At 72.5% G+C, this 18264-nt stretch carries 20 protein-coding genes; 6 read left to right on the forward strand and 14 right to left on the reverse strand.

What is annotated here, in order from left to right:
• Window positions 1-183 precede the first annotated feature (183 nt).
• Entirely contained in the window at window positions 184-1062 is an 879-nt protein-coding gene (locus AB0J36_RS18595) for a virginiamycin B lyase (protein ID WP_357170612.1), read from the reverse strand.
• Between the two features lie 178 nt (window positions 1063-1240).
• On the opposite strand from AB0J36_RS18595, the gene AB0J36_RS18600 reads away from it, so the two are divergent.
• Entirely contained in the window at window positions 1241-1696 is a 456-nt protein-coding gene (locus AB0J36_RS18600; protein ID WP_357393429.1) for a hypothetical protein, read from the forward strand.
• A 95-nt stretch (window positions 1697-1791) separates the two neighbouring features.
• Here AB0J36_RS18600 and AB0J36_RS18605 read toward each other — a convergent pair whose 3' ends face one another.
• A complete protein-coding gene (locus AB0J36_RS18605) occupies window positions 1792-2700 on the reverse strand; it encodes an oxidoreductase (protein WP_363660908.1) in 909 nt (302 codons plus the stop codon).
• Between the two features lie 83 nt (window positions 2701-2783).
• Between AB0J36_RS18605 and AB0J36_RS18610 the strand changes: the two genes are divergently transcribed.
• Window positions 2784-3308 carry a helix-turn-helix domain-containing protein gene (locus tag AB0J36_RS18610; protein WP_363660909.1) on the forward strand — a complete coding sequence of 175 codons (525 nt, stop codon included), beginning with the start codon at window positions 2784-2786 and terminating at the stop codon, window positions 3306-3308.
• A gap of 28 nt (window positions 3309-3336) precedes the next feature.
• Here AB0J36_RS18610 and AB0J36_RS18615 read toward each other — a convergent pair whose 3' ends face one another.
• From AB0J36_RS18615 to glnA, 4 genes are all read right to left on the reverse strand, one after another.
• Window positions 3337-3714, reverse strand: a complete 378-nt coding sequence (locus tag AB0J36_RS18615; RefSeq protein ID WP_357134861.1) for a VOC family protein — start codon at window positions 3712-3714, stop codon at window positions 3337-3339.
• 127 nt (window positions 3715-3841) lie between these two features.
• Window positions 3842-4534, reverse strand: a complete 693-nt coding sequence (locus AB0J36_RS18620; protein WP_363660910.1) for a WYL domain-containing protein — start codon at window positions 4532-4534, stop codon at window positions 3842-3844.
• 66 nt (window positions 4535-4600) lie between these two features.
• Window positions 4601-5026: a DUF350 domain-containing protein gene (locus AB0J36_RS18625; protein ID WP_355051479.1), complete on the reverse strand. Its 426-nt coding sequence runs from the start codon at window positions 5024-5026 to the stop codon at window positions 4601-4603.
• A gap of 100 nt (window positions 5027-5126) precedes the next feature.
• Window positions 5127-6476 (reverse strand): type I glutamate--ammonia ligase, encoded by a 1350-nt coding sequence (glnA, locus tag AB0J36_RS18630; RefSeq protein ID WP_355051478.1) that lies wholly within the window; start codon window positions 6474-6476, stop codon window positions 5127-5129.
• A gap of 237 nt (window positions 6477-6713) precedes the next feature.
• Here glnA and AB0J36_RS18635 point away from each other — a divergent pair, with 237 nt between their 5' ends.
• Both AB0J36_RS18635 and panB read left to right on the forward strand, forming a co-directional pair.
• Window positions 6714-8471, forward strand: a complete 1758-nt coding sequence (locus AB0J36_RS18635) for an NAD+ synthase (protein WP_357134864.1) — start codon at window positions 6714-6716, stop codon at window positions 8469-8471.
• Window positions 8472-8588: 117 nt separating this feature from the next.
• Complete coding sequence (gene panB / locus AB0J36_RS18640; RefSeq protein ID WP_363660911.1) at window positions 8589-9434, forward strand: 3-methyl-2-oxobutanoate hydroxymethyltransferase; 846 nt, start codon at window positions 8589-8591, stop codon at window positions 9432-9434.
• Window positions 9435-9569: 135 nt separating this feature from the next.
• Here panB and AB0J36_RS18645 read toward each other — a convergent pair whose 3' ends face one another.
• The 3 genes from AB0J36_RS18645 to AB0J36_RS18655 are packed head-to-tail and all read right to left on the reverse strand — an operon-like array spanning window position 9570 to window position 11193.
• Window positions 9570-10547 carry an NAD(P)-dependent alcohol dehydrogenase gene (locus AB0J36_RS18645; RefSeq protein ID WP_363660912.1) on the reverse strand — a complete coding sequence of 326 codons (978 nt, stop codon included), beginning with the start codon at window positions 10545-10547 and terminating at the stop codon, window positions 9570-9572.
• On the reverse strand, window positions 10544-10741 hold the full coding sequence (locus AB0J36_RS18650; RefSeq protein WP_355051501.1) for a helix-turn-helix transcriptional regulator: 198 nt from the start codon (window positions 10739-10741) through the stop codon (window positions 10544-10546). Before AB0J36_RS18650 ends, AB0J36_RS18645 begins: the two co-directional genes overlap by 4 nt.
• Before the next feature lie 23 nt (window positions 10742-10764).
• Window positions 10765-11193 carry a hypothetical protein gene (locus AB0J36_RS18655; protein WP_357132734.1) on the reverse strand — a complete coding sequence of 143 codons (429 nt, stop codon included), beginning with the start codon at window positions 11191-11193 and terminating at the stop codon, window positions 10765-10767.
• Between the two features lie 170 nt (window positions 11194-11363).
• On the opposite strand from AB0J36_RS18655, the gene AB0J36_RS18660 reads away from it, so the two are divergent.
• Complete coding sequence (locus AB0J36_RS18660; protein WP_363660913.1) at window positions 11364-12614, forward strand: DUF222 domain-containing protein; 1251 nt, start codon at window positions 11364-11366, stop codon at window positions 12612-12614.
• A 249-nt stretch (window positions 12615-12863) separates the two neighbouring features.
• Here AB0J36_RS18660 and AB0J36_RS18665 read toward each other — a convergent pair whose 3' ends face one another.
• The 5 genes from AB0J36_RS18665 to AB0J36_RS18685 all read right to left on the reverse strand — a co-directional run bounded on the left by AB0J36_RS18665 (window position 12864) and on the right by AB0J36_RS18685 (window position 16789).
• Window positions 12864-13205, reverse strand: coding sequence for a hypothetical protein (locus tag AB0J36_RS18665; RefSeq protein ID WP_357132730.1), 342 nt, complete (start codon window positions 13203-13205; stop codon window positions 12864-12866).
• Between the two features lie 24 nt (window positions 13206-13229).
• Window positions 13230-13928 (reverse strand): NADPH-dependent F420 reductase, encoded by a 699-nt coding sequence (npdG, locus tag AB0J36_RS18670; RefSeq protein ID WP_357132728.1) that lies wholly within the window; start codon window positions 13926-13928, stop codon window positions 13230-13232.
• Between the two features lie 89 nt (window positions 13929-14017).
• Complete coding sequence (locus AB0J36_RS18675) at window positions 14018-15448, reverse strand: RNB domain-containing ribonuclease (protein WP_357173846.1); 1431 nt, start codon at window positions 15446-15448, stop codon at window positions 14018-14020.
• A gap of 167 nt (window positions 15449-15615) precedes the next feature.
• A complete protein-coding gene (locus AB0J36_RS18680) occupies window positions 15616-16503 on the reverse strand; it encodes a histone (protein WP_357173843.1) in 888 nt (295 codons plus the stop codon).
• A gap of 82 nt (window positions 16504-16585) precedes the next feature.
• On the reverse strand, window positions 16586-16789 hold the full coding sequence (locus tag AB0J36_RS18685; RefSeq protein ID WP_357132722.1) for a hypothetical protein: 204 nt from the start codon (window positions 16787-16789) through the stop codon (window positions 16586-16588).
• A 200-nt stretch (window positions 16790-16989) separates the two neighbouring features.
• Between AB0J36_RS18685 and AB0J36_RS18690 the strand changes: the two genes are divergently transcribed.
• Window positions 16990-18264 carry a M48 family metallopeptidase gene (locus AB0J36_RS18690; protein ID WP_357173840.1) on the forward strand — a complete coding sequence of 425 codons (1275 nt, stop codon included), beginning with the start codon at window positions 16990-16992 and terminating at the stop codon, window positions 18262-18264.

Here is an 18264-nt window from a genome sequence, read left to right on the forward strand (position 1 = left end):
CCGATCAGCGGCGACGGACCCGGTGCAGGCGGAACGGCTTGCGGGTGGCGCGGACCGCCGGGGTCTCCCGGGGCGGCTCGGTGATCAACGAAGCCAGGGGGCCGGGGCCGGGAGGCCAGGGGGCCGGGAGGCCAGGGGGCCGGACGCCCGGGGGCCGGGGGCCGGGGGTCGGAGGGGTATGGGTCAGGGGGTCAGGTGGGCTAGTGCGCCGGTTTCCAGGGCTGCCCACACTCCATCCGGGGTGTGGACGACGCCGTGTGGTTCCGACTGCGGGGTCGGTAGGGCGTAGCTCTCGAATCGTCCATTCGGATCGAGGTGGCCGATCCGGTTGGCGCCCCACTCGGTGAACCAGGCCCCACCCGCTGGGTCGGCCACGATCGCGTGCGGGCGCGCGGCCCGGTCCGGCAGTGGGAACTCGACGATCACGCCATCAACGTCGATCCGGCCGACCTGGCCGGCGGTGATTTCCACGAACCAGATGGCGCCGTCCGCGCCCAGGGCGATGCCGACCGGCCCGGCGTCCGCGGTGGGCAAAGGGTACAGCCTCACCGTGCCGTCGAGGGCGATCCGGCCGATCGCGTTCGCGCGGTTGAGGGTGAACCAGAGGGCGTGGTCCGCGCCGGCGGTGATCATCGAGGGGAACCCGCCGGTGACCGGCAGCGGAAAGGCGGTCGCCGTGCCGTCGGTGGTTACCCGGCCGATCGTGTCGGAGGTCATCCCCGCGTACCAGAGTGCCCCGTCGGGTCCGGCCGCGATGCCACCCGGCCCGGTACCGGCCGGCAGGGCGACCGTGCGCTGCTCGCCGTCGACGGTGATCCGACCGATCCGGTCATCACCGGAGCGGGTGAACCAGAGCGCACCGTCCGGACCCGTCGTGATGATCAACGGACGGCCGCCGGCTGGCTCCAGCGAATGGGTTCGGACCGAGCCGTCGGGGTCCAGGCGGGCGATGCCACCGCCGTGGACCAGCGTCAGCCACAGCGCGCCGTCGGGCCCGACCGTGATGCCGTACGGGCCGGCGTCCGGCTCGACGAGTGCGATCTCCCGGATCTCGACTCTCATCCCGGCGTACGTCCCTTCGTTGGCGGTGGACCGACCCTGACCGCCCGACAAGCGACGACACAACCGATTTCCGCCTTCGATTGTCAGCTCGCTGACAGGTTCGCCACGGGTCGCGCCCAGGCTCACCCGTCACTGTCGGTGACGACATCACGTACCACCTAGCTTTCTGGAGGAGAGCATGTCCCGCACCATCAGTAGGAAGCACATGCTGGCCGGCCTGGCCGCCGCCGGCATCCTCGGCGTCGGGATCGCGGCCCCGACGATCGCCTTCGCCGCCGATTCGCCGTCGCCGAGCGCCAGCACCGCCCCGGCGCCCGGAGCCAAGGCCGACCGGCAGGGTCAGTTCGCCGAGGATCTGGCCAAGGAGCTGGGCGTGCCGACCGACAAGGTGACCGCCGCGCTGGAGAAGATCCGCGAGCAGCACCGGCCAGCCGACCGGCCGCAGCGCCACTCCGCCGAGGATCGCAAGGCCGCGCTCAAGGAGCGGCTGGACCAGGCGGTCAAGGACGGCAAACTCACCCAGGAGCAGGCCGACGCCATCACCAAGGCCGTGGAGGCCGGCGTCTTCCCCGGTCCGGGCGGCCACCGCGGCCTGGGCGGCCACGGCGCACCGGCAGGTACGCCCGGCAAGTAACCCGGCGGAACCAGGGCCGCCCCGGTAGGCCCCCGGCCGGCCCTGGTCCTCCGGTCAGACCAGGTCCGGCCTCCTGGGGCGGGCCGCAGGAATCGTCAGTGCGCAGCTTCGGCACGCAAGGGGTAGGCGACGCCTGTCGCCACTTCGGACATCTCCCACAGTCGACGTCGGGTGGCCGGGTCGTAGGCGCCTTTCGGGGCCCGCTGCGGTTTCGGGGCGCCCTTGAACTGGCCGGGGCCACCCGGCCCGTAGTACTCGCCGCCGGCGGCCCGCGGGTCGGTCGCCGCCCGGAGTACGGGCAGCGCACCGGCCTGGGCAGACTGGGTGAACAGCCACCCAATCGTCGCGTTGGCGATGCGGAAGCCTGGCGATGCGTCACGAAACAGGCTGGTGCGTGCTCCACCGGGGTGGGCCGCGAGGCTGATCGTCGATGAGTCGGACGCGGCGAGTCGATGCTGCAGTTCGAACGCGAACAGCAGATTCGCGAGTTTTGCGCCGTTGTAGGCCTTGGCTGGCCGGTACCCGTCGAGGTTCCTGGGGTCGAGGTGCGTGACGGACCCGGCGGCGGCCCCCTTGCTGCTGACCGTGACGATCCGCCCGGCCGGTGACCGCTCAAGCATGTCGAGGAGGAGACCGGTCAACGCGAAGTGGCCGAGGTGGTTGACGCCAAACTGAGACTCGAAGCCGTCCTGGGTACGCCGTGCGGGCTGCCACCACAGGCCGGCGTTGTTGATCAGGATGTCGAGTCGCTCGAAGCGCTGGTGGAGGTCGCTTGCCGCCTGCCGCACGGCTTGGAGGCTGGCGAGTTCGAGGGCGAGGACGCTGCCTCTGCCGGGTAACGCGCGCAGGGTGTCCGCACCGCGTGCCGCGTTGCGAGCGCCGATCACCACGTGGGCTCCCTGAGCGCTCAAGGCCATTGCCGTTTCCAGGCCGATTCCGGCGGTAGCTCCGGTCACCAACGCGGTGGTGCCGTCGAGCCGGGGTATGTCGCGCGCACTCCACACGGCGTCTCCTATAATCGGAACGGTCGCCCCGTTTCAACTATACGGAACGGCCGCCCCGCTTGTCGACAGGCCGGAGGATCCTCATGCGTGCCGATGCTCGCCGCAATCGCCAGAGCGTCCTGAACGCCGCCTACGAGAGCCTGGCCGCCGAGGGCCTGGACGTGCCCATCGACGAGATCGCCCGTCGCGCGGGCGTCGGCGCCGGCACCGTGTATCGGCACTTTCCGACCAAGGAGTCGCTCATCGAGGCCGTGGTGCTCGACCGGCTCCACGCCCTGACCGACAAGGCCCGTTCCGGCATCGACTTCGCCGAGTTCTTCACCGTCATGGTGGAGGCCTGCCGCACCAATCGCGCCATGGCGGACGCTCTGGACCGCGGTGGATACCACATACCCGCCGACGCGGACGCCGCCCTCAACGCCGCCTTCGCCGACCTCCTGCACGAGGCGCAGCAACGCGGAACCATCCGGCCGGACGTCACTCCCGACGACATTCAAGCCCTCGTGATCGGCTGCGCCGCGACCGCGCGGCACCGTGGCAGCAGCGCCCTCGTTCAGATCGTCGTTGCCGGCCTACGCGATCAGGGCCTCAGCCCGGCCCGGACCTGAGCTTCAGTCCGGGCCAGCCGAGGAGTGATCAGCTCTGTCGGGGCGGGGGCGCGAACACGCCCAGGCGGTTGCCGACCGGGTCGATCAGCTGGGCCAACGTGAGCCCGGTGGGCGTGGTCCGGGCCGGCACCACCACCTGGGCGCCGGCCGCCTCGGCCCGCCGACAGGTCTCCTCGACGTCGGCCACCTCGGCGTAGAGGATCGCGTAGTTCGGCGACGTGCCGCCGGTCGCCCGGATTCCGCCGCCGATCCCGGTGTCGCCACCGGCCCCGGTCACCCGGTAGGAACCGCCGTCGGCCGAGCCCTCCTCGTTGAAGGTCCAGCCGAACAGCTCGCCATAGAAGCGCTCCGCCTCCTCCGGCCGGTCGGTGCCGATCTCGAACCACGTGATGGGCGTCGCGGACATACTGCCTCCAGGTCTTCGCGTTTCCGGCCGTCCGGCCGTCTCCCGGAGGAGTCTCGACGTCGTCCGCGACAACGTCCTGTCGGTGTTTCCCGATCACCCGGCCGGGTGGGCCACCCGGACCGCGCGCTCAGACCAGACTCAGCGCGCGGACCCGCTCGTGGGGGATGTCCAGGTCCTCCGGACGGAGGTCCCGGAGCACCCCCTCTGGCAGGGCCTCGACCTCGCGGATCCGGTCGGTGCGGAAACATCGCACCTCGGCGCGCAGGCGGCACCAGGCCACCAGGTACCAGTGGTGGGAGTTGCCGAGGTAGCCCAGCGGCTCGACGTCCCGCAGCGAGTCGACGCCGGCGCGGTCGTCGTACCGGATGCGCAGCACCCGCCGGGCGGTGACCGCGTGGGCGACGGTGGCCGGGACGGGCGTGGCCGGCCCGTCGCCGACCAGGTGCACCCGGCCGGCGAGCCGGTGCGCCTCGGCGGCGTCGGCGGCCGGCAGCACCGCCAGCAGCTTGCGCAGCGCGGTGGCACCCGGCCCGGCGAACGGCGAGCCGGCGAGCCGGTGCAGCGCCACCGCCATCGCGACCGCCTCGGCGGCGGTCAGGTTGACCGGCGGCAGGGTGTGGGCGCGGTCCAGGACGTAGCCGCCGGTACGCCCCGACTCGGCCCAGATCGGCACCCCGGCCTGCTGGAGCGCGCCGATGTCCCGCTCGATGGTCCGGCTGCTCACCTCGAAGCGCACGGCCAGCCAGCGCGCGCTGCGCGGCCGTGGCGACACCGCCCGCAGCTCCTCGACCAGGGCGTAGAGGCGGTCCGTACGGTTCATGCCCGGCACGCTACGACCGGGGTACGACGCCCACAATCAGGCCGTGCGGGCTCAGGCCGTGCAGGCTCAGGCGATGCAGGCGCAGACGATCAGCGCGGCACCGAAGTGCGTGGCGGCGCTGACCCGGGCCGCCGGGTGCGGCTCGGACGAGCAGATGACCTCACCGAGCTTGCCGGGGGTGAGCAGGTCCAGCACGAAGAAGGCCAGCGCCATGATGGCCAGCCCGACCAGTCCGAAGACCACGGTCGAGGCGAGCCCCTTGGCGAAGTCGCTGTAGCTGGTCAGGATCGCCGTGAAGACGATGCCGGCGATGCCGAGCTGGTTGGCGGCGAGCAGCAGACCCGCGTTGGTGTTGCGCTCGACCCAGATCAGCTCGCGCAACCGCCCCGGGGTCAGCAGGTCGACGAGCCCGAACCCGGCCGCCATGAGCCCGACGCCCACGATCCCGAACACGACGCTCTGCCAGGCACCGCTGAGCAGGTCCTCCAGCACCGACTGCCTCCCGACTCTCCGCCCGGAAGGGGTACCGGCGCGGTGATCGAGACGATAGCCGCAGCGGGCAAGCGCGTCAGCCCCGCGCCGATGCCCTGCCCTAGAGCGCCAGGTAACGCTGCCGCTCGTACGGGGTGACCTCGCGGCGGTACTGCTCCCACTCGGCCCGCTTGTTGCGCAGGAAGAAGTCGAAGACGTGCTCGCCCAGCACCTCGGCGACCAGTTCGGACTCGGCCATCACGTCGATCGCCTCGGCCAGGTTCTCCGGCAGCGCCTCGTACCCCATGGCGCGGCGCTCGGCGCTGCTCAGCGACCAGACGTCGTCCTCGGCGCCCGGCGGCAGCTCGTAGCCCTCCTCGATGCCCTTGAGGCCCGCGCCGAGCAGCACCGCGAAGGCGAGGTACGGGTTGGTGGCCGAGTCCAGCGAGCGGACCTCGACCCGGGCCGAGTTCGGCTTGCCGTACGCGGGCACCCGGACCAGCGCGGAGCGGTTCAGGTGACCCCAGCAGACGTACGCCGGGCTCTCGGTGATCCGGTCCGGCAGCGCCTGCGGGAAGAGCCGCTTGTACGAGTTGACCCACTGGTTGGTGACCGCCGTGTACTCCCGGGCGTGCATCAGCAGGCCGGCGATGAAGGACTTCGCCACCTTGGAGAGCTTCATCGGGTCGCCACCGTCGTGGAAGGCGTTGCGCTCGCCCTCGAACAGCGACAGGTGGGTGTGCATGCCGCTGCCGGGCTGGTCGGTGAACGGCTTCGGCATGAAGCTGGCCTGCACGCCGGTGGAGAGCGCGACCTCCTTGACCACGTGCCGGAAGGTCATGATGTTGTCGGCGGTGGTCAGCGCGTCGGCGTAGCGCAGATCGATCTCCTGCTGGCCGGGCGCAACCTCGTGGTGGCTGAACTCCACCGAGATGCCGATCCGCTCCAGCGCCAGCACGCCCTGGCGACGGAAGTCGCGGGCCACGGCGTGGGTGGTGTGCTCGAAGTAGCCGCCGGTGTCCACCGGGGTGGGCACCGAGCCGTCCTGCGGGCCGTTCTCCAGCAGGAAGAACTCGATCTCGGGGTGGGTGTAGAAGGTGAAGCCCTTCTCGGCAGCCTTGGACAGCGCGCGGCGCAGCACGTGCCGCGGGTCGGCCCAGGACGGCCCGCCGTCGGGCAGCAGGATGTCGCAGAACATCCGGGCGCTCTCGCCGCTGACCCCACCCTCGAACGGGAAGACCTGGAAGGTGGTCGGGTCGGGCATCGCGACCATGTCCGATTCGAAGACGCGCGCGAAGCCCTCGATCGCCGAGCCGTCGAAGCCGATGCCCTCCTCGAAGGCCGCTTCCAACTCCGCGGGCGCCACCGAGACGCTCTTGAGCGTGCCCAGCACGTCCGTGAACCACAGCCGGACGAACCGGATGTCCCGCTCTTCCAGCGTACGGAGGACGAACTCCTGCTGACGGTCCACTTCCCCAACCCCTCGCGACACTCTTTGTCCGCCTTGGCCGGGCTGCGCCCGACCTGACCGCCCAGTGTTCCCGGGCCTGGTTACGCAGACGTTACGCGAACCGCCGCCGCCCGTCCCCTCGCGTCCCGCCCGGCGAGCGGTACCGATGCGGCACGCCGGCCGCGCGGCGTCCGCACGTGGCCGCCGTCTCGTCCGAGGGTACGGATTGCTCGGCCGAAGCTGAGGCAAGATGAGGACATGCCCACCCTGCGTCTCGCCCTGTCACAGGTCAACCCGAGCGTCGGCGACCTCGCCGGCAACGCCGACCTGGTCCGCAACTGGACCCGCCAGGCCGCCAACGCCGGCGCCCAGTTGGTGCTCTTCCCGGAGATGATGTTGACCGGCTACCCGGTCGAGGACCTGGTCTTCCGGCGGTCCTTCGTCGCCGCGTCCCAGGCCGCCCTGCGGCAGCTCGCGGCCGACCTCGCCGGGGACGGTCTCGGTGACCTGCCGGTCGTCGTCGGCTACCTGGACGCCGACGGCCCGCCGCAGGTCAGTGGGGACGCCGAGCCGGGGCGGGGCGCGCGCAACGCCGCCGCGCTGCTGCACCGCGGCGAGGTGGTCGCCCGCTACTTCAAGCACCACCTGCCCAACTACGGCGTCTTCGACGAGGACCGCTACTTCGTCTCCGGCGAGGAGCTGACCGTCGTGCGGATCGGCGGGGTGGACGTCGCGCTGACCATCTGCGAGGACCTGTGGCAGGCCGGCGGGCCGTTCGCCGCCGCCCGGCAGGCCGGCGTCGGCCTCGTGGTCAACATCAACGGCTCGCCGTACGAGTTGAACAAGGACGACATCCGGCTGCCGCTGGTCCGCCGCCGGGCGGCCGAGGCGAACGCCACCATCGCGTACGTCAACATGATCGGCGGCCAGGACGAGCTGGTCTTCGAGGGCGACTCGATGATCGTCGCCGCCAACGGCGACCTGCTCACCCGCGCCCCACAGTTCGTCGAGCACCTGCTCGTGCACGACGTCGAGCTGCCGGCCGCCACGACGACCCCGGGCGGCGAGAGCGTCGCCGACGGCATGCGGGTGTCGTACCACGCGGTGGAGGCGGCTCCGCCCGCGCCGTCCGGCCCGGCCGTCACCGGCGGGCTGATCGAGCCGGTCGCCGACGAGGCCGAGGTCTGGCACGCGCTCGTGCTGGGCCTGCGCGACTACGTCAACAAGAACCGGTTCGCCTCGGTGGTGCTCGGACTCTCCGGTGGCATCGACTCGGCGGTGGTGGCCGCCATCGCCGTCGACGCGCTCGGCCCGGACCGGGTGGTCGGCGTGTCACTGCCCAGCCAGCACTCCTCCGAGCACTCTCGGGAGGACGCCGCCGACCTGGCCAAGCGCACCGGGCTCGACTACCGCGTCGAGCCGATCCAGCCGATGGTGGACGCCTTCCTGGCGAACCTGTCGCTGTCCGGGATCGCCGTGGAGAACCTCCAGGCCCGGGTACGCGGGGTCATCCTGATGGCGCTGTCGAACCAGGAGGGCCACCTGGTGTTGACCACCGGCAACAAGAGCGAGCTGGCGGTCGGCTACTCCACCCTGTACGGCGACTCGGTCGGCGGCTTCAACCCGATCAAGGACGTCTGGAAGACGCTGGTGTGGCGTCTGGCGAAGTGGCGCAACGCGGACGCGGCCCGTCGCGGCGAGACCGCCCCCATCCCGGAGAACTCGATCGGCAAGCCGCCGAGCGCCGAGTTGAGCCCGGGCCAGCTCGACAGCGACTCCCTGCCCGACTACGACGTGCTGGACCCGATCCTCATCGGCTACGTCGACGGCGACCTGGGCCGCGACGGGCTGGTCGAGTCGGGCCACGACCCGGCCGTGGTCGACAAGGTGCTGCGACTGGTGGATACCGCCGAGTACAAGCGACGCCAGTCCGCGCCGGGCACGAAGATCTCCATGAAGGCGTTCGGCCGGGACCGTCGACTGCCGATCACGAATCGGTGGCGCGAGCACGGCTGATGTCCCGCGCCTCCCGAGTGACATCTTCCACTGGGCCCTGCCGCCAGGCTGTCGCGCGGTGCGACGATCGGCGAAGCCCGGGGACCGCGCAGGCGGCCTCGAGGAAGGGAGACAGTCATGATCGAGTCCACTCCGCACGAGGTGACCGCGCTGTACGGCGGACCGGCCACCCGTCGGGTCCGCACCCGCGACCTGATCGCCGCGAAGGAGCGCGGCGAACGGTGGCCGATGCTCACCTCGTACGACCAGTACACGGCGGGGATCTTCGACCGGGCCGGCGTACCGGTGCTGCTGGTCGGTGATTCGGCGGCGAACAACGTCTTCGGCTACGAGACGACCCTGCCGATCACCGCCGACGACCTGTTGCCGCTGGTACGGGCCGTGGTGCGCTCGACCCGGCAGACCCTGGTCGTCGGTGACCTGCCGTTCGGCTCGTACGAGGAGGGCCCGGCCCAGGCGCTGCGCACCGCCGTCCGGTTCATGAAGGAGGGTGGCTGCCACGCGGTGAAGTTGGAGGGCGGCCGACGCTGCGCCGCGCAGATCGCCGCGATCGTCGGCGCCGGCATCCCGGTGATGGCGCACATCGGCTTCACCCCGCAGAGTGAACACACCCTGGGCGGCTACCGGGTGCAGGGGCGGGGCGACACGGCCGACGAGGTGCTGGCGGACGCGCGGGCGGTGGCCGAGGCCGGCGCGTTCGCGGTGGTGCTGGAGATGGTGCCGGGCGTGGTGGCCAAGCAGATCACCCACGAGCTGCCCATCCCCACCGTCGGCATCGGCGCCGGCCCGGACACCGACGCCCAGGTGCTCGTCTGGCAGGACATGGCCGGTCTGCGCACCGGCAAGGCGCCACGCTTCGTGAAGCGGTACGCGGACCTCGCGGACGTCCTCACCGACGCCACCCGGCGCTTCGCCGAGGAGGTCCGGGGCGGCGAGTTCCCGGCCGCCGAGCACACCTTCTAGCCGTCCGGTGGCCTGGGCGGGCGGGGTTGGGGCCCACCCCCGCCATCCGGCCCTGCCCGCCCAGCCGAGAACGACGGTCCGCGCGCGGGTTTCGGTCGGTGCGGGCCCCGGTGAGCGGTCTCGGCGGCCACCGCGTCACACGGTGACGACGATCTTTCCCGCCGGGTGCCCGTGCCGGAGGTGGCGGATCGCGTCCGCCGCCTGGGCCAGCGGATAGGTGCGGTCGACCGCCGGGGTGAGCGCTCCCGATTCGATGAGGTTTCCCAGCTCGCTCAGGTCCCTGGTGCGTTCGACCGCGCTCACGCTACGCAGGCGTTGACCGACGAACAGGGACAGCAGCGGCGCGCGGAACATCTGCCGGTCGTAGCCGCTGAGCACGGGGCCCTTGGTGTACGTGCCGCCGACCAGCGCCAGTGTCCCGTGTGGGGTGAGGGCGCGGCGCAGCAGGGAGACCGGCCGATCGCCGCCGGTGTCGATGACCACGTCGTAGATCGGGCCACGGCTGTCGACCTCCTCGCTGGTGTAGTCGAGGGTGTCGTCGGCGCCGAGGCCGCGTACGAACGCGGCCCTGGCCGGCGCGCAGACGGCGGTGACCGTCGCCCCGTACGCCTTGGCGATCTGTACGGCGTGCGACCCGACGCCGCCGGATGCGCCGATGACCAGCACGCGCTGCCCTGGGCGTACCGCGCCGCTGTCGCGGACCGCACGCAGCGCCGTCATCCCGGAGACCGGCGCGGCGGCGGCCTGCGCGAACGACAGGTTGGCCGGTTTGCGGGCCAGCCGCCGCTCCGGCGCGCTCGCGAACTCGGCGTACGAGCCACGCGGACAGGTGCCGAACACCTCGTCGCCGGGCCGGAACCGGGTCACCCGAGCACCGACCGCGACCACCACCCCGGCCAGGTCCCGCCCGCGCACCGGCGCCCGGGGCCGGCGCGGCCCTGCGGCCAGCCGCGCCAGGTAGGGGCGACCGGTCATGAAGATCCACACCCCGGGGTCGACCCCGGCGGCGCGGACCTGGACGAGGACCTCCTCGTCGTTCACGGCGGGTTGGTCGATGTCGCGAAGGTGGAGCACGTCGGGCGGGCCGTAGCTGTCCTGGACGATGGCCTTCACGGTGTCGCCTCCTCGGGGTACTGGAACACGTCGTCGAGACGTGCGTCGAACAAGCGCGCGATCTTGAACGCCATCTCCAGCGACGGCGAGTAACGACTCTGCTCGATGGCGATGACGGTCTGTCGGGTCACGCCGATCCGCTCGGCGAGCTCGGCCTGGGTCATCTCGCCGTGCGCGAAGCGCAGCGCGCGGATGTTGTTCGTGACGCGGGTCGGCTTCACCACTGCGGGACACCCTTGCGGTAGACGATCACCTTCGCCAGGGCGCCAACCGCCGCCGACAGGACGAAGCACAGGTAGATGACGTTCGCGATCCAGAACCAGTCCCATTCGGCCAACGCCATCAGCATCGCCGACACCGCGCCGATGGCCACGAACGCCTGACCGACGTGGTCACCGAGCCGTCCGATCTCCCGGTCCCGGACGTCCTTGGCACGGGAGGCGCCCGGGTTCAGCACACCCATCCCGATCTCGGCCACGATGCTCGCGACGACGGCCCCGCCGATGGTCCACAACAGCACCCCGGCGTACGGCGTGGCGGTGAGCGGACCACCGTCGGCCCGGTTCAGGACCACGGCCGCGTAGGCGGCGTAGCCCACCACACTGACCACCAGCATGATCCAGGCGCGTTTCTCCTCGTGCGTCACGACCGCCTCCTGCTGTAAAGAATTCTTGACATGCTCATAGTATGGCGTCTTTGACATCATGTCTAGAAAGCTTTACATCGGCGTCGTGCGCCGCCCCCGATCGGGCCGCGAGGTCACCCTCATTGATCATGGTGACTGGTTTTGTCGTACACCTGTTCTAGGTTCGGGGTGTGATCGAAGAGTTGGCGCAGGCGCGGGGCGCGGTGGCGGATGCCGCCGCCGCGCCGGCCTGGGCCCTCGCGGAGCATGACCTGGTGGCTGCGCTCGACGCCGCGCACCGGCTCGAGCAGCAGCTCGCGGCCGTCAAGCTGACCCTCGTGCGCGAGCTGGACGGCCGGGGCACGGCCCTGGCGCAGGGCGCTTCGTCGACGGCGGTCTGGTTGCGCGACCGCCTACGGTTGACAGTTCCCGCAGCCCGCCGGTTGGTCGAGTTCGCTCACGCCCTCGACACGGGCGCTCCCGAGGTCCGCCGGGCGCTGGCCGACGGAGACGTCAGCCTGGAGCAGGCCCGCGTCATCGCCGACACCGTCGACACCGTGCGGGCCGCCGCCGGCACCGACGTCGCCACCAGAGCGGTCGGCGTCCTCGTCGACTGGGCCGGCCAGTTCGACCCCACGCTGCTGCGCAAGCTCGCCACCCGCATCCTCGACCACGTCGCACCCGAGGTCGCCGACGCCGCCGCCAAGGCCGCCCTCGACGCCGAAGCCCGCCGGGCCACCCGGGATCGTCACCTCACCCTGTCCGAGCTGACCGACGGCCGGCTGCGGTTGAGCGGCACCCTCGACGCGGAGACCGCCGGCCTGCTCCGCGCCGCCCTCGACCCACTGACCGCACCCTCCGGTCAGGACGACCACCGGTCACCGGGGCAACGGCGGCACGACGCCCTCGGCGACCTCTGCCGACTCGCCCTGCGCACCAAGGAGCTGCCCGAGCACGGCGGCGAGCCGGCCCAGCTCGTCGTCACCACCAGCTTCGACGGCCTGGTCCGGCAGCTCGGTGCCGGCACCCTCGACGCTGGCTTCGGGCTCACCCCGGAGACGGTACGTCGCCTCGCCTGCGACGCCGCCATCCTGCCCGCCGTGCTCGGCAGCGCCGGCCAGACACTCGACGTCGGCCGCCAGCGCCGACTCGTCACCGGCCCCCTGCGCCGCGCCCTGATCCTGCGCGACCGAGGCTGCGCCTTCCCCGGCTGCGACCGACCACCCCGCTGGTGCGACGCCCACCACCTCCGACACTGGGCCGACGGCGGCAACACCAACCTGGCCAACGCGGTGCTGCTCTGCGGCCACCACCACCGCCACCTCCACCGTGGCGAGTGGGCCGTCCAGTTGGGCGGCAACGGCCACCCCGAATTCATCCCGCCCGCCTGGCTCGATCCCGACCAGCTCCCCCGCCGCAACCACTACCACCGGCGAACATGACGGCAGCGGGTCAGCCACGCACCCGATGACGGTGCCGTTCGACCTCTCGATTCGTGGCTGCGCCGCGCGTTCCGGAGCTGGCGAGCGTGCCGTGGGCACGGCCTGCACGGGGCGCGGGCGGAGCCGCACGGCGGTGCGCTCACCGCAGGCGTGCGGCCCTCGAACGACGGTGCGGCGGGACACGGGGCGGCGAGCAGGGCCTCGGCTTGGTGCCGGTGTGCCCACCGGTCGGCCCGTCCCCCGCGCAGGCTAGCTCTCGCGATTGTCGGGCAGATCGAGGTACGCCAGCAGCCGCAGCAGCCCGCTGACGTGCGAAAGGTCGTGCCACAGCGACACGAAGCCGTCTGGACCACCCCGCCGCAGGAGGCTCGTCAGCTCGGCGACATCGTCGCTACTCTGCCCGCAGTCGATCTCCAACTCGGGGCGCTGGACCATCCCGAACGCCGCACCCAGGTCCATGTTCCAGTAGTGGTCGACGCCAAGCTGTGACAGCTGGATCTCCGGACCGAATCGGCTCTCCGCCGCATCCAACAACATCGAGCACGCTCGGCGCAGATCCGCGATCCGCAACACCCCGTCAGCATCGGTCATGCCCCAGGATCCCTCAGGGCACTGTCAGAGGTCGGTGACGCGGATGCCGGCGTGGGCTTTGTAGCGCTTGTTGATGGCGATCAGGTTCGCGGTGAACGCCTCGATCTGGTGGGCGTTGCGCAGCCGACCGGCGTAGATGCCGCGCATGCCGGGGATCCGCGCGGCGAGCGCCCCGACGATGTCGACGAGTTCCCGGTCCTCGGTGCAGATCAGCACGTCGAGGTCGATCCGGTCGACCTCGGGGTCGGCCAGCAGTGGTGCGCTCACGTGGTTGAACGCGGCGCAGACGCGGGAGTCGGGCAGCAGCGCGGCAGCCTGCTGGACGGCGCTGCCCTCGGCGACGGTGAGCGCGTACGGACCCTGCTTGTCGAAGCCCAGCGGGTTGACGCAGTCGACGACGATCGTGCCGGCCAACGGCTCCGCCAGGGCGGCGACGGTGGCCGCGTGGCCGTCCCACGGCACCGCGATGATCACCACGTCGCTGCGGCGGGCCACCTCGTCGTTGGCCGCGCCGGTGATCCGCACCTCGGCCGGCATCCGGGGCAGCGCGGCGATCTCGGCGGCGGACTCGGTGGCCCGCTCGGCGGACCGGGAGCCGATCAGCACCGTCTGGCCGGCCCGGGCGAGTCGATAGGCAAGGCCACGGCCCTGGTCGCCGGTGCCGCCGATGATGCCGACCGTCAGCCCGGAAACGTCGGGCAGCGTGCTCGCGTCGTATGCCATGGGCTCATCCTCGCAAACCGCTCGGCGCGCCAGAGTCGCCAGCCACTGTGACAATCCCCGCTGCCCGCGCGACCCGACCGCGCGGCGACTCAGGCCAGCTCGAACAGCACCGTACGGGCCGCCGGGTCGGCGGTGACCAGGCGGACGCGGACCCGTTCGCCGAGCGGAAGTTCACCGAGGCAGCGGCTGCGGACCGGCGGGGCGTCCAGGGCCACGGTTCCGCCGGGCGGCCGCGGCCGGGACTTGCCGTTGGCAGGGGCGTCGACGTCGAGCACCGCCGCGTCGAAGGTCTCCCCCACCCGGTGTTCCAGCAGCACCGCCTCGGCCAGTTCAACCGCGCCCCGGCTGGCCGCCGAGGCGGTGCGGTCGGTGCTGGCCATCACCTCGGGCAGCCGGGGCAGCGCGGCGCGGGCCCAGTCGGGCACCTCCCGGCCCGCGTGCAGGGCCAGGCAGACCTCGGTGGCGTACCGGTCGGCCAGGCGCCGCAACGGCGCCGTGACATGGGCGTACGCGGCCGCGACCCCGCCGTGCTCCGGCTGCTCCGGGCGGCTGCCGTCGAAGGCGGTGTACGCGGCGCCGCGCATCAACTCGGCGGCCTGGTCGATGAACGCGGCGGCACGTGGCTGCGCGGCGTCCAGACCGGCGATGACCTCGCCGGGGCTCGCGCCGTCCGGCCAGCGCACGCCCAGCGGGGCGGCGGCCGCCCGCAGGCGTTGCACCGCCTCCGGCTTCGGTGGGGGCATCGTCCGCAGCAGGCCGATCCCGCCGGCCAGCATGATGTCGGCGGCGGCCATCCCGGTCAGCAGCGAGATCTGCGCGTTGTGCTCCTCCATGGGCGCCGGCCCGCGCAGCACCAGCCGCCACCCGTCGCCGTCGGGCTCCACGTCCTGCTCGGGCAGCGGCAGGTTGATGGCCCCCCGGCGCAGCCCACGGGCGGTCAGCCGGTCGCCGATCTCGGGCAGCAGCGCGATCGGCTCGGGCAGCCGACCGGCGTCGGCCGCCGCCTGCACGCCGGTGTAGTCGAGCTTGGCCCGACTGCGGACCAGGGCGCGCTCCAGCTCGACGGCCACCGTGGCGCCGTCGGCGTCCAGGTCGATGGTCCACACCACGGCGGCGCGGTCGTCGTCGGGCAGCAGGCTGGCCGCACCCTCGCTGAGCGTCACCGGGTGCAGCGGCACGTTGCCGTCGGGCAGGTAGACCGTCTGCCCGCGCCGCCAGGTCTCCTCCTCCAGCGCGCCGCCCGGCTCGACGTGCGCGGCGACGTCCGCGATCGCGTACCGCACGCGGTAGCCACCTCCCGTCCGGCGGGCCAGGTGCATCGCCTGGTCCAGGTCACGGGAGGTGGCCGGGTCGACGGTGACGAACGGTATGTCGGTGCGGTCGACGGCCGGCCGGGGCGGCGCGGCGGCCGCCGCGTCGGCCTCCCGCTGGGCGGCCGTGGGGAAGCTCTCGGGCAGGCCGAGCTCGCGGCGCAGCGCGCCGAAGTCGATGCGGGGGGCGAGTACGCGTCGGATGACCACGGGTCAATCCTGACAGCGCCGCCGGTGATCCGCTTCCGGTGACCGGCCGAGTCCACGCCGCGCCGCCCGGCCAGCCCGGGGCGACGACCAGCGCCAGCCGGGGCGACCCCGGCCGAGGCGGGGCGACCCCGGCCGAGGCGGGGCGGCCAGCCCGGGGACGACCAGCGTCAGCCGGTCGCCCTCCGCGCCGTGGTCCGCGTACCCCGGGGGGCGGTTGCCCGTGCGGCGACCGGCTGCGACGGCGACTTGCGGGCGGTCACCTTGCGGGCCGGCGCCTTGGCGGCGGTGGTCTTCTTCGCCGGGGCCTTCTTCGCCGCCGCCTTACGGGCGGTCGTCGACGACGTGCCGGTCACCTTCGAGGCCGGGGCCTTCTTCGCCGCCGCCTTGCGCGCGCCGCCGGCCGGACGGGTCGCCGTCTTCTTCGCCGCCGTGGTCTTCTTCGCGGGCGCCTTCTTGGCGGGAGCCTTCTTCGCGGCCGTCTTCTTCACCGCCGACGCCTTGGTCGCGACCTTGCGGGCGGGCGCCTTCGTCGCGGCCGTGGTCCTCTTGGCCGCCGAGGCGGTGGTCTTCTTCGCCGCGCTGGTGGTCTTCTTCGCCGCGCTCGTCGCCTTGGTCGCGGTGCCGCTCTTGCGCGCCGTGGCTGCCGGGCTCCGCTTCGCGGCGGTGGCCGTCCCGCGGGCGGACGCGGTCTTCGCGGGCGCCTTCCTGGCCGCCGCCGTGTTCTTGGCCGCCGTGGTCCTGGCCGTGGTCGCGGTCTTCTTCGCGGGCGCCTTCTTGGCCGCCGTGGTCCTCTTGGCCGCCGCCGTGGTCTTCGTCGTCTTCGTCGCCGTTGCCTTCTTGGCGGGGGCCTTCTTCGCCGCGGTGGTCGTCTTCGTCGCCGGGGCACGCCCCGCGCCGCCGGCCGCCTTGCGGGCCGGCGCCTTCGCCGCGCCCGTGGTGGACTTGCGCACGGGGGTGGTCCGGCTCGCCGACGTGCCACGCTCCGCCGCGGCGGTCTTCTTCGCGGTGGTCTTGCGGGCGGCCGGGCGGGTGGTGGCCTGCTGTGTAACGGCCATCGTGGTTCCCTCCTTGGGGACGTGCTCTCGCGTGCGTCCTCGCGGAGCACGAACTACCGCGACGCGGGCCGTCCCGCGCCGTCTACCTGTCCTCCCCGGCCCAACGCGCGTCCTCGGCCTCCCACGCCTCATTCCGCTCCTGCACTCGCTGCAGGGCGTTCTCCGCGTCGGCCGCCGAGTCGTACGGGCCGAGGACGTGCTTCGCCGGACACACGTCGGCGTCCGTCTCGACCCGGTGGTGTCGGGTGCACCAGTAGAACTGCCCACTACGTTCGCTGTCGCTCATGGGAAACACTGTGCACCGCGAACCGGTTGCCCGCCACCGGATCACGCAAGTCGCCTAACCCTCTCCACAGTAGAGACGCTTACCGCACCGCGGGCGAAAACGCCGAAAGAAGTGCAGGTGGGGGCGTTGGAAGGCGCGGGAACACCGGTGGCCGAACGGTCGATTCCCCGGCACGACGCTCCGGGGCAGGATTCGTGGCCGTGATCAACACGGTGACGGGCGCGGGGGCGTGCCCGCGATGCGGAACGACCACCGCGTCGCTGAGGGACGCGGCGCCGTGGTGCCCCGGCTGCGAGTGGAACCTGGAGGCGTACGACCCCGGGCGGCGCGAGCGCGAGTTCGGCTGGACCTGGGTCGACCGGTGGACCCACCGGTTGGCGTTTCAGGCGACCGGGCAGCAGTTCCGCCAGTTGCTCGGCCGTCCGCTCGGCGACGGCGGGTCGAGTGCGGCACGGACGCTGACCGCGGTGGTGTCCCTGCTGCTGATCGCGGCCGTGCTCGCCCTCGCGGTCGTCGGCGGTTGGCTGATCGTGGCGTTCCCCTTTCCCAACCTGGCGATCGTGCTGGGTGTGGCGATGGTCGCCCTGGCGGTCGCCCTGCGGCCCCGCTTCGGCCTAGTCGACCCGAATCTGGAGGTCCTGTCCCGCGACCGTGCGCCGGAGCTGTTCGGGCTGATCGACGAGGTGGCCGCGGCGATCGGCGCGCCGGTGCCGGACGTGGTCGGCGTCGACAACGCCATCAACGCGTACGCGGGCGCGGTCGGGGTGCGACGCCGCCGGGTGTTGGCGCTCGGGCTGCCACTGTGGGGCTCGCTGCCCGCCGGTGAACGGGTGGCGCTGCTCGGGCACGAACTCGGCCATTTCGTCAACGGCGACCCGCGTCGGGGTCTGCTCACCCAACCCGCGTTCACCACGCTCGCCTCGGCCGCCGACCTGTTCCGGCCGGTGCAGACCACCGTCGGGGCCGGGCTGCTGGAGATGGTGGGTGACGCGCTGGGCCGCGCGTTCCAGTGGGTGGTGTCCCGGGTGCTGTTCGGCGCGCACCTCGTGCTGGTGAGCGTGGCGCTGCGGGACAGCCAGCGCGCCGAGTACCTCGCCGACGACCTGGCCGCCCGGGTCGCCGGCACGACGGCCGCCACCGATCTGCTCGACGCCCTGCTGGCCGGCGAGTCGATGGCGTTGGCGGTACGTGTCCACGCACGAGCGGGGCACGGCCCGGACCGTTGGCGGTCGGCGTTCGCCGAGGCCCGCGCGGCGAACAGTCACCGGCTGCCGCTGCTGCGCCAACTGTCGGTCCGTGACGAGGCCTCGCTCTTCGCCGCCCACCCGCCGCTCGGGCTGCGTCGCCAACTGCTCGCCGGACGGCCGTGGCAGGACCCGTCGGTGGTGCTCACCCCCGCCCGGCTGGAGCGCATCGACGCCGAGCTGACCGCGGAGTACAAGCGCTTTCGTCGTACCGTCGAATGGTCGGGCTGA

This window comes from Micromonospora sp. NPDC049662 (genome assembly GCF_040675055.1).
Taxonomy (GTDB): Bacteria; Actinomycetota; Actinomycetes; order Mycobacteriales; family Micromonosporaceae; genus Micromonospora.

What these genes read in the sequence shown, in the direction of transcription:
- npdG (WP_357132728.1), bottom strand. Translation starts at nt 13,928, where the DNA reads ATGGCATACGACGCGAGCACGCTGCCCGACGTTTCCGGGCTGACGGTC.
- AB0J36_RS18685 (WP_357132722.1), bottom strand. Translation starts at nt 16,789, where the DNA reads ATGAGCGACAGCGAACGTAGTGGGCAGTTCTACTGGTGCACCCGACAC.
- AB0J36_RS18615 (WP_357134861.1), bottom strand. Translation starts at nt 3,714, where the DNA reads ATGTCCGCGACGCCCATCACGTGGTTCGAGATCGGCACCGACCGGCCG.
- AB0J36_RS18610 (WP_363660909.1), top strand. Translation starts at nt 2,784, where the DNA reads ATGCGTGCCGATGCTCGCCGCAATCGCCAGAGCGTCCTGAACGCCGCC.
- AB0J36_RS18620 (WP_363660910.1), bottom strand. Translation starts at nt 4,534, where the DNA reads ATGAACCGTACGGACCGCCTCTACGCCCTGGTCGAGGAGCTGCGGGCG.
- AB0J36_RS18635 (WP_357134864.1), top strand. Translation starts at nt 6,714, where the DNA reads ATGCCCACCCTGCGTCTCGCCCTGTCACAGGTCAACCCGAGCGTCGGC.
- AB0J36_RS18595 (WP_357170612.1), bottom strand. Translation starts at nt 1,062, where the DNA reads ATGAGAGTCGAGATCCGGGAGATCGCACTCGTCGAGCCGGACGCCGGC.
- AB0J36_RS18680 (WP_357173843.1), bottom strand. Translation starts at nt 16,503, where the DNA reads ATGGCCGTTACACAGCAGGCCACCACCCGCCCGGCCGCCCGCAAGACC.
- AB0J36_RS18665 (WP_357132730.1), bottom strand. Translation starts at nt 13,205, where the DNA reads ATGACCGATGCTGACGGGGTGTTGCGGATCGCGGATCTGCGCCGAGCG.
- panB (WP_363660911.1), top strand. Translation starts at nt 8,589, where the DNA reads ATGATCGAGTCCACTCCGCACGAGGTGACCGCGCTGTACGGCGGACCG.
- AB0J36_RS18600 (WP_357393429.1), top strand. Translation starts at nt 1,241, where the DNA reads ATGTCCCGCACCATCAGTAGGAAGCACATGCTGGCCGGCCTGGCCGCC.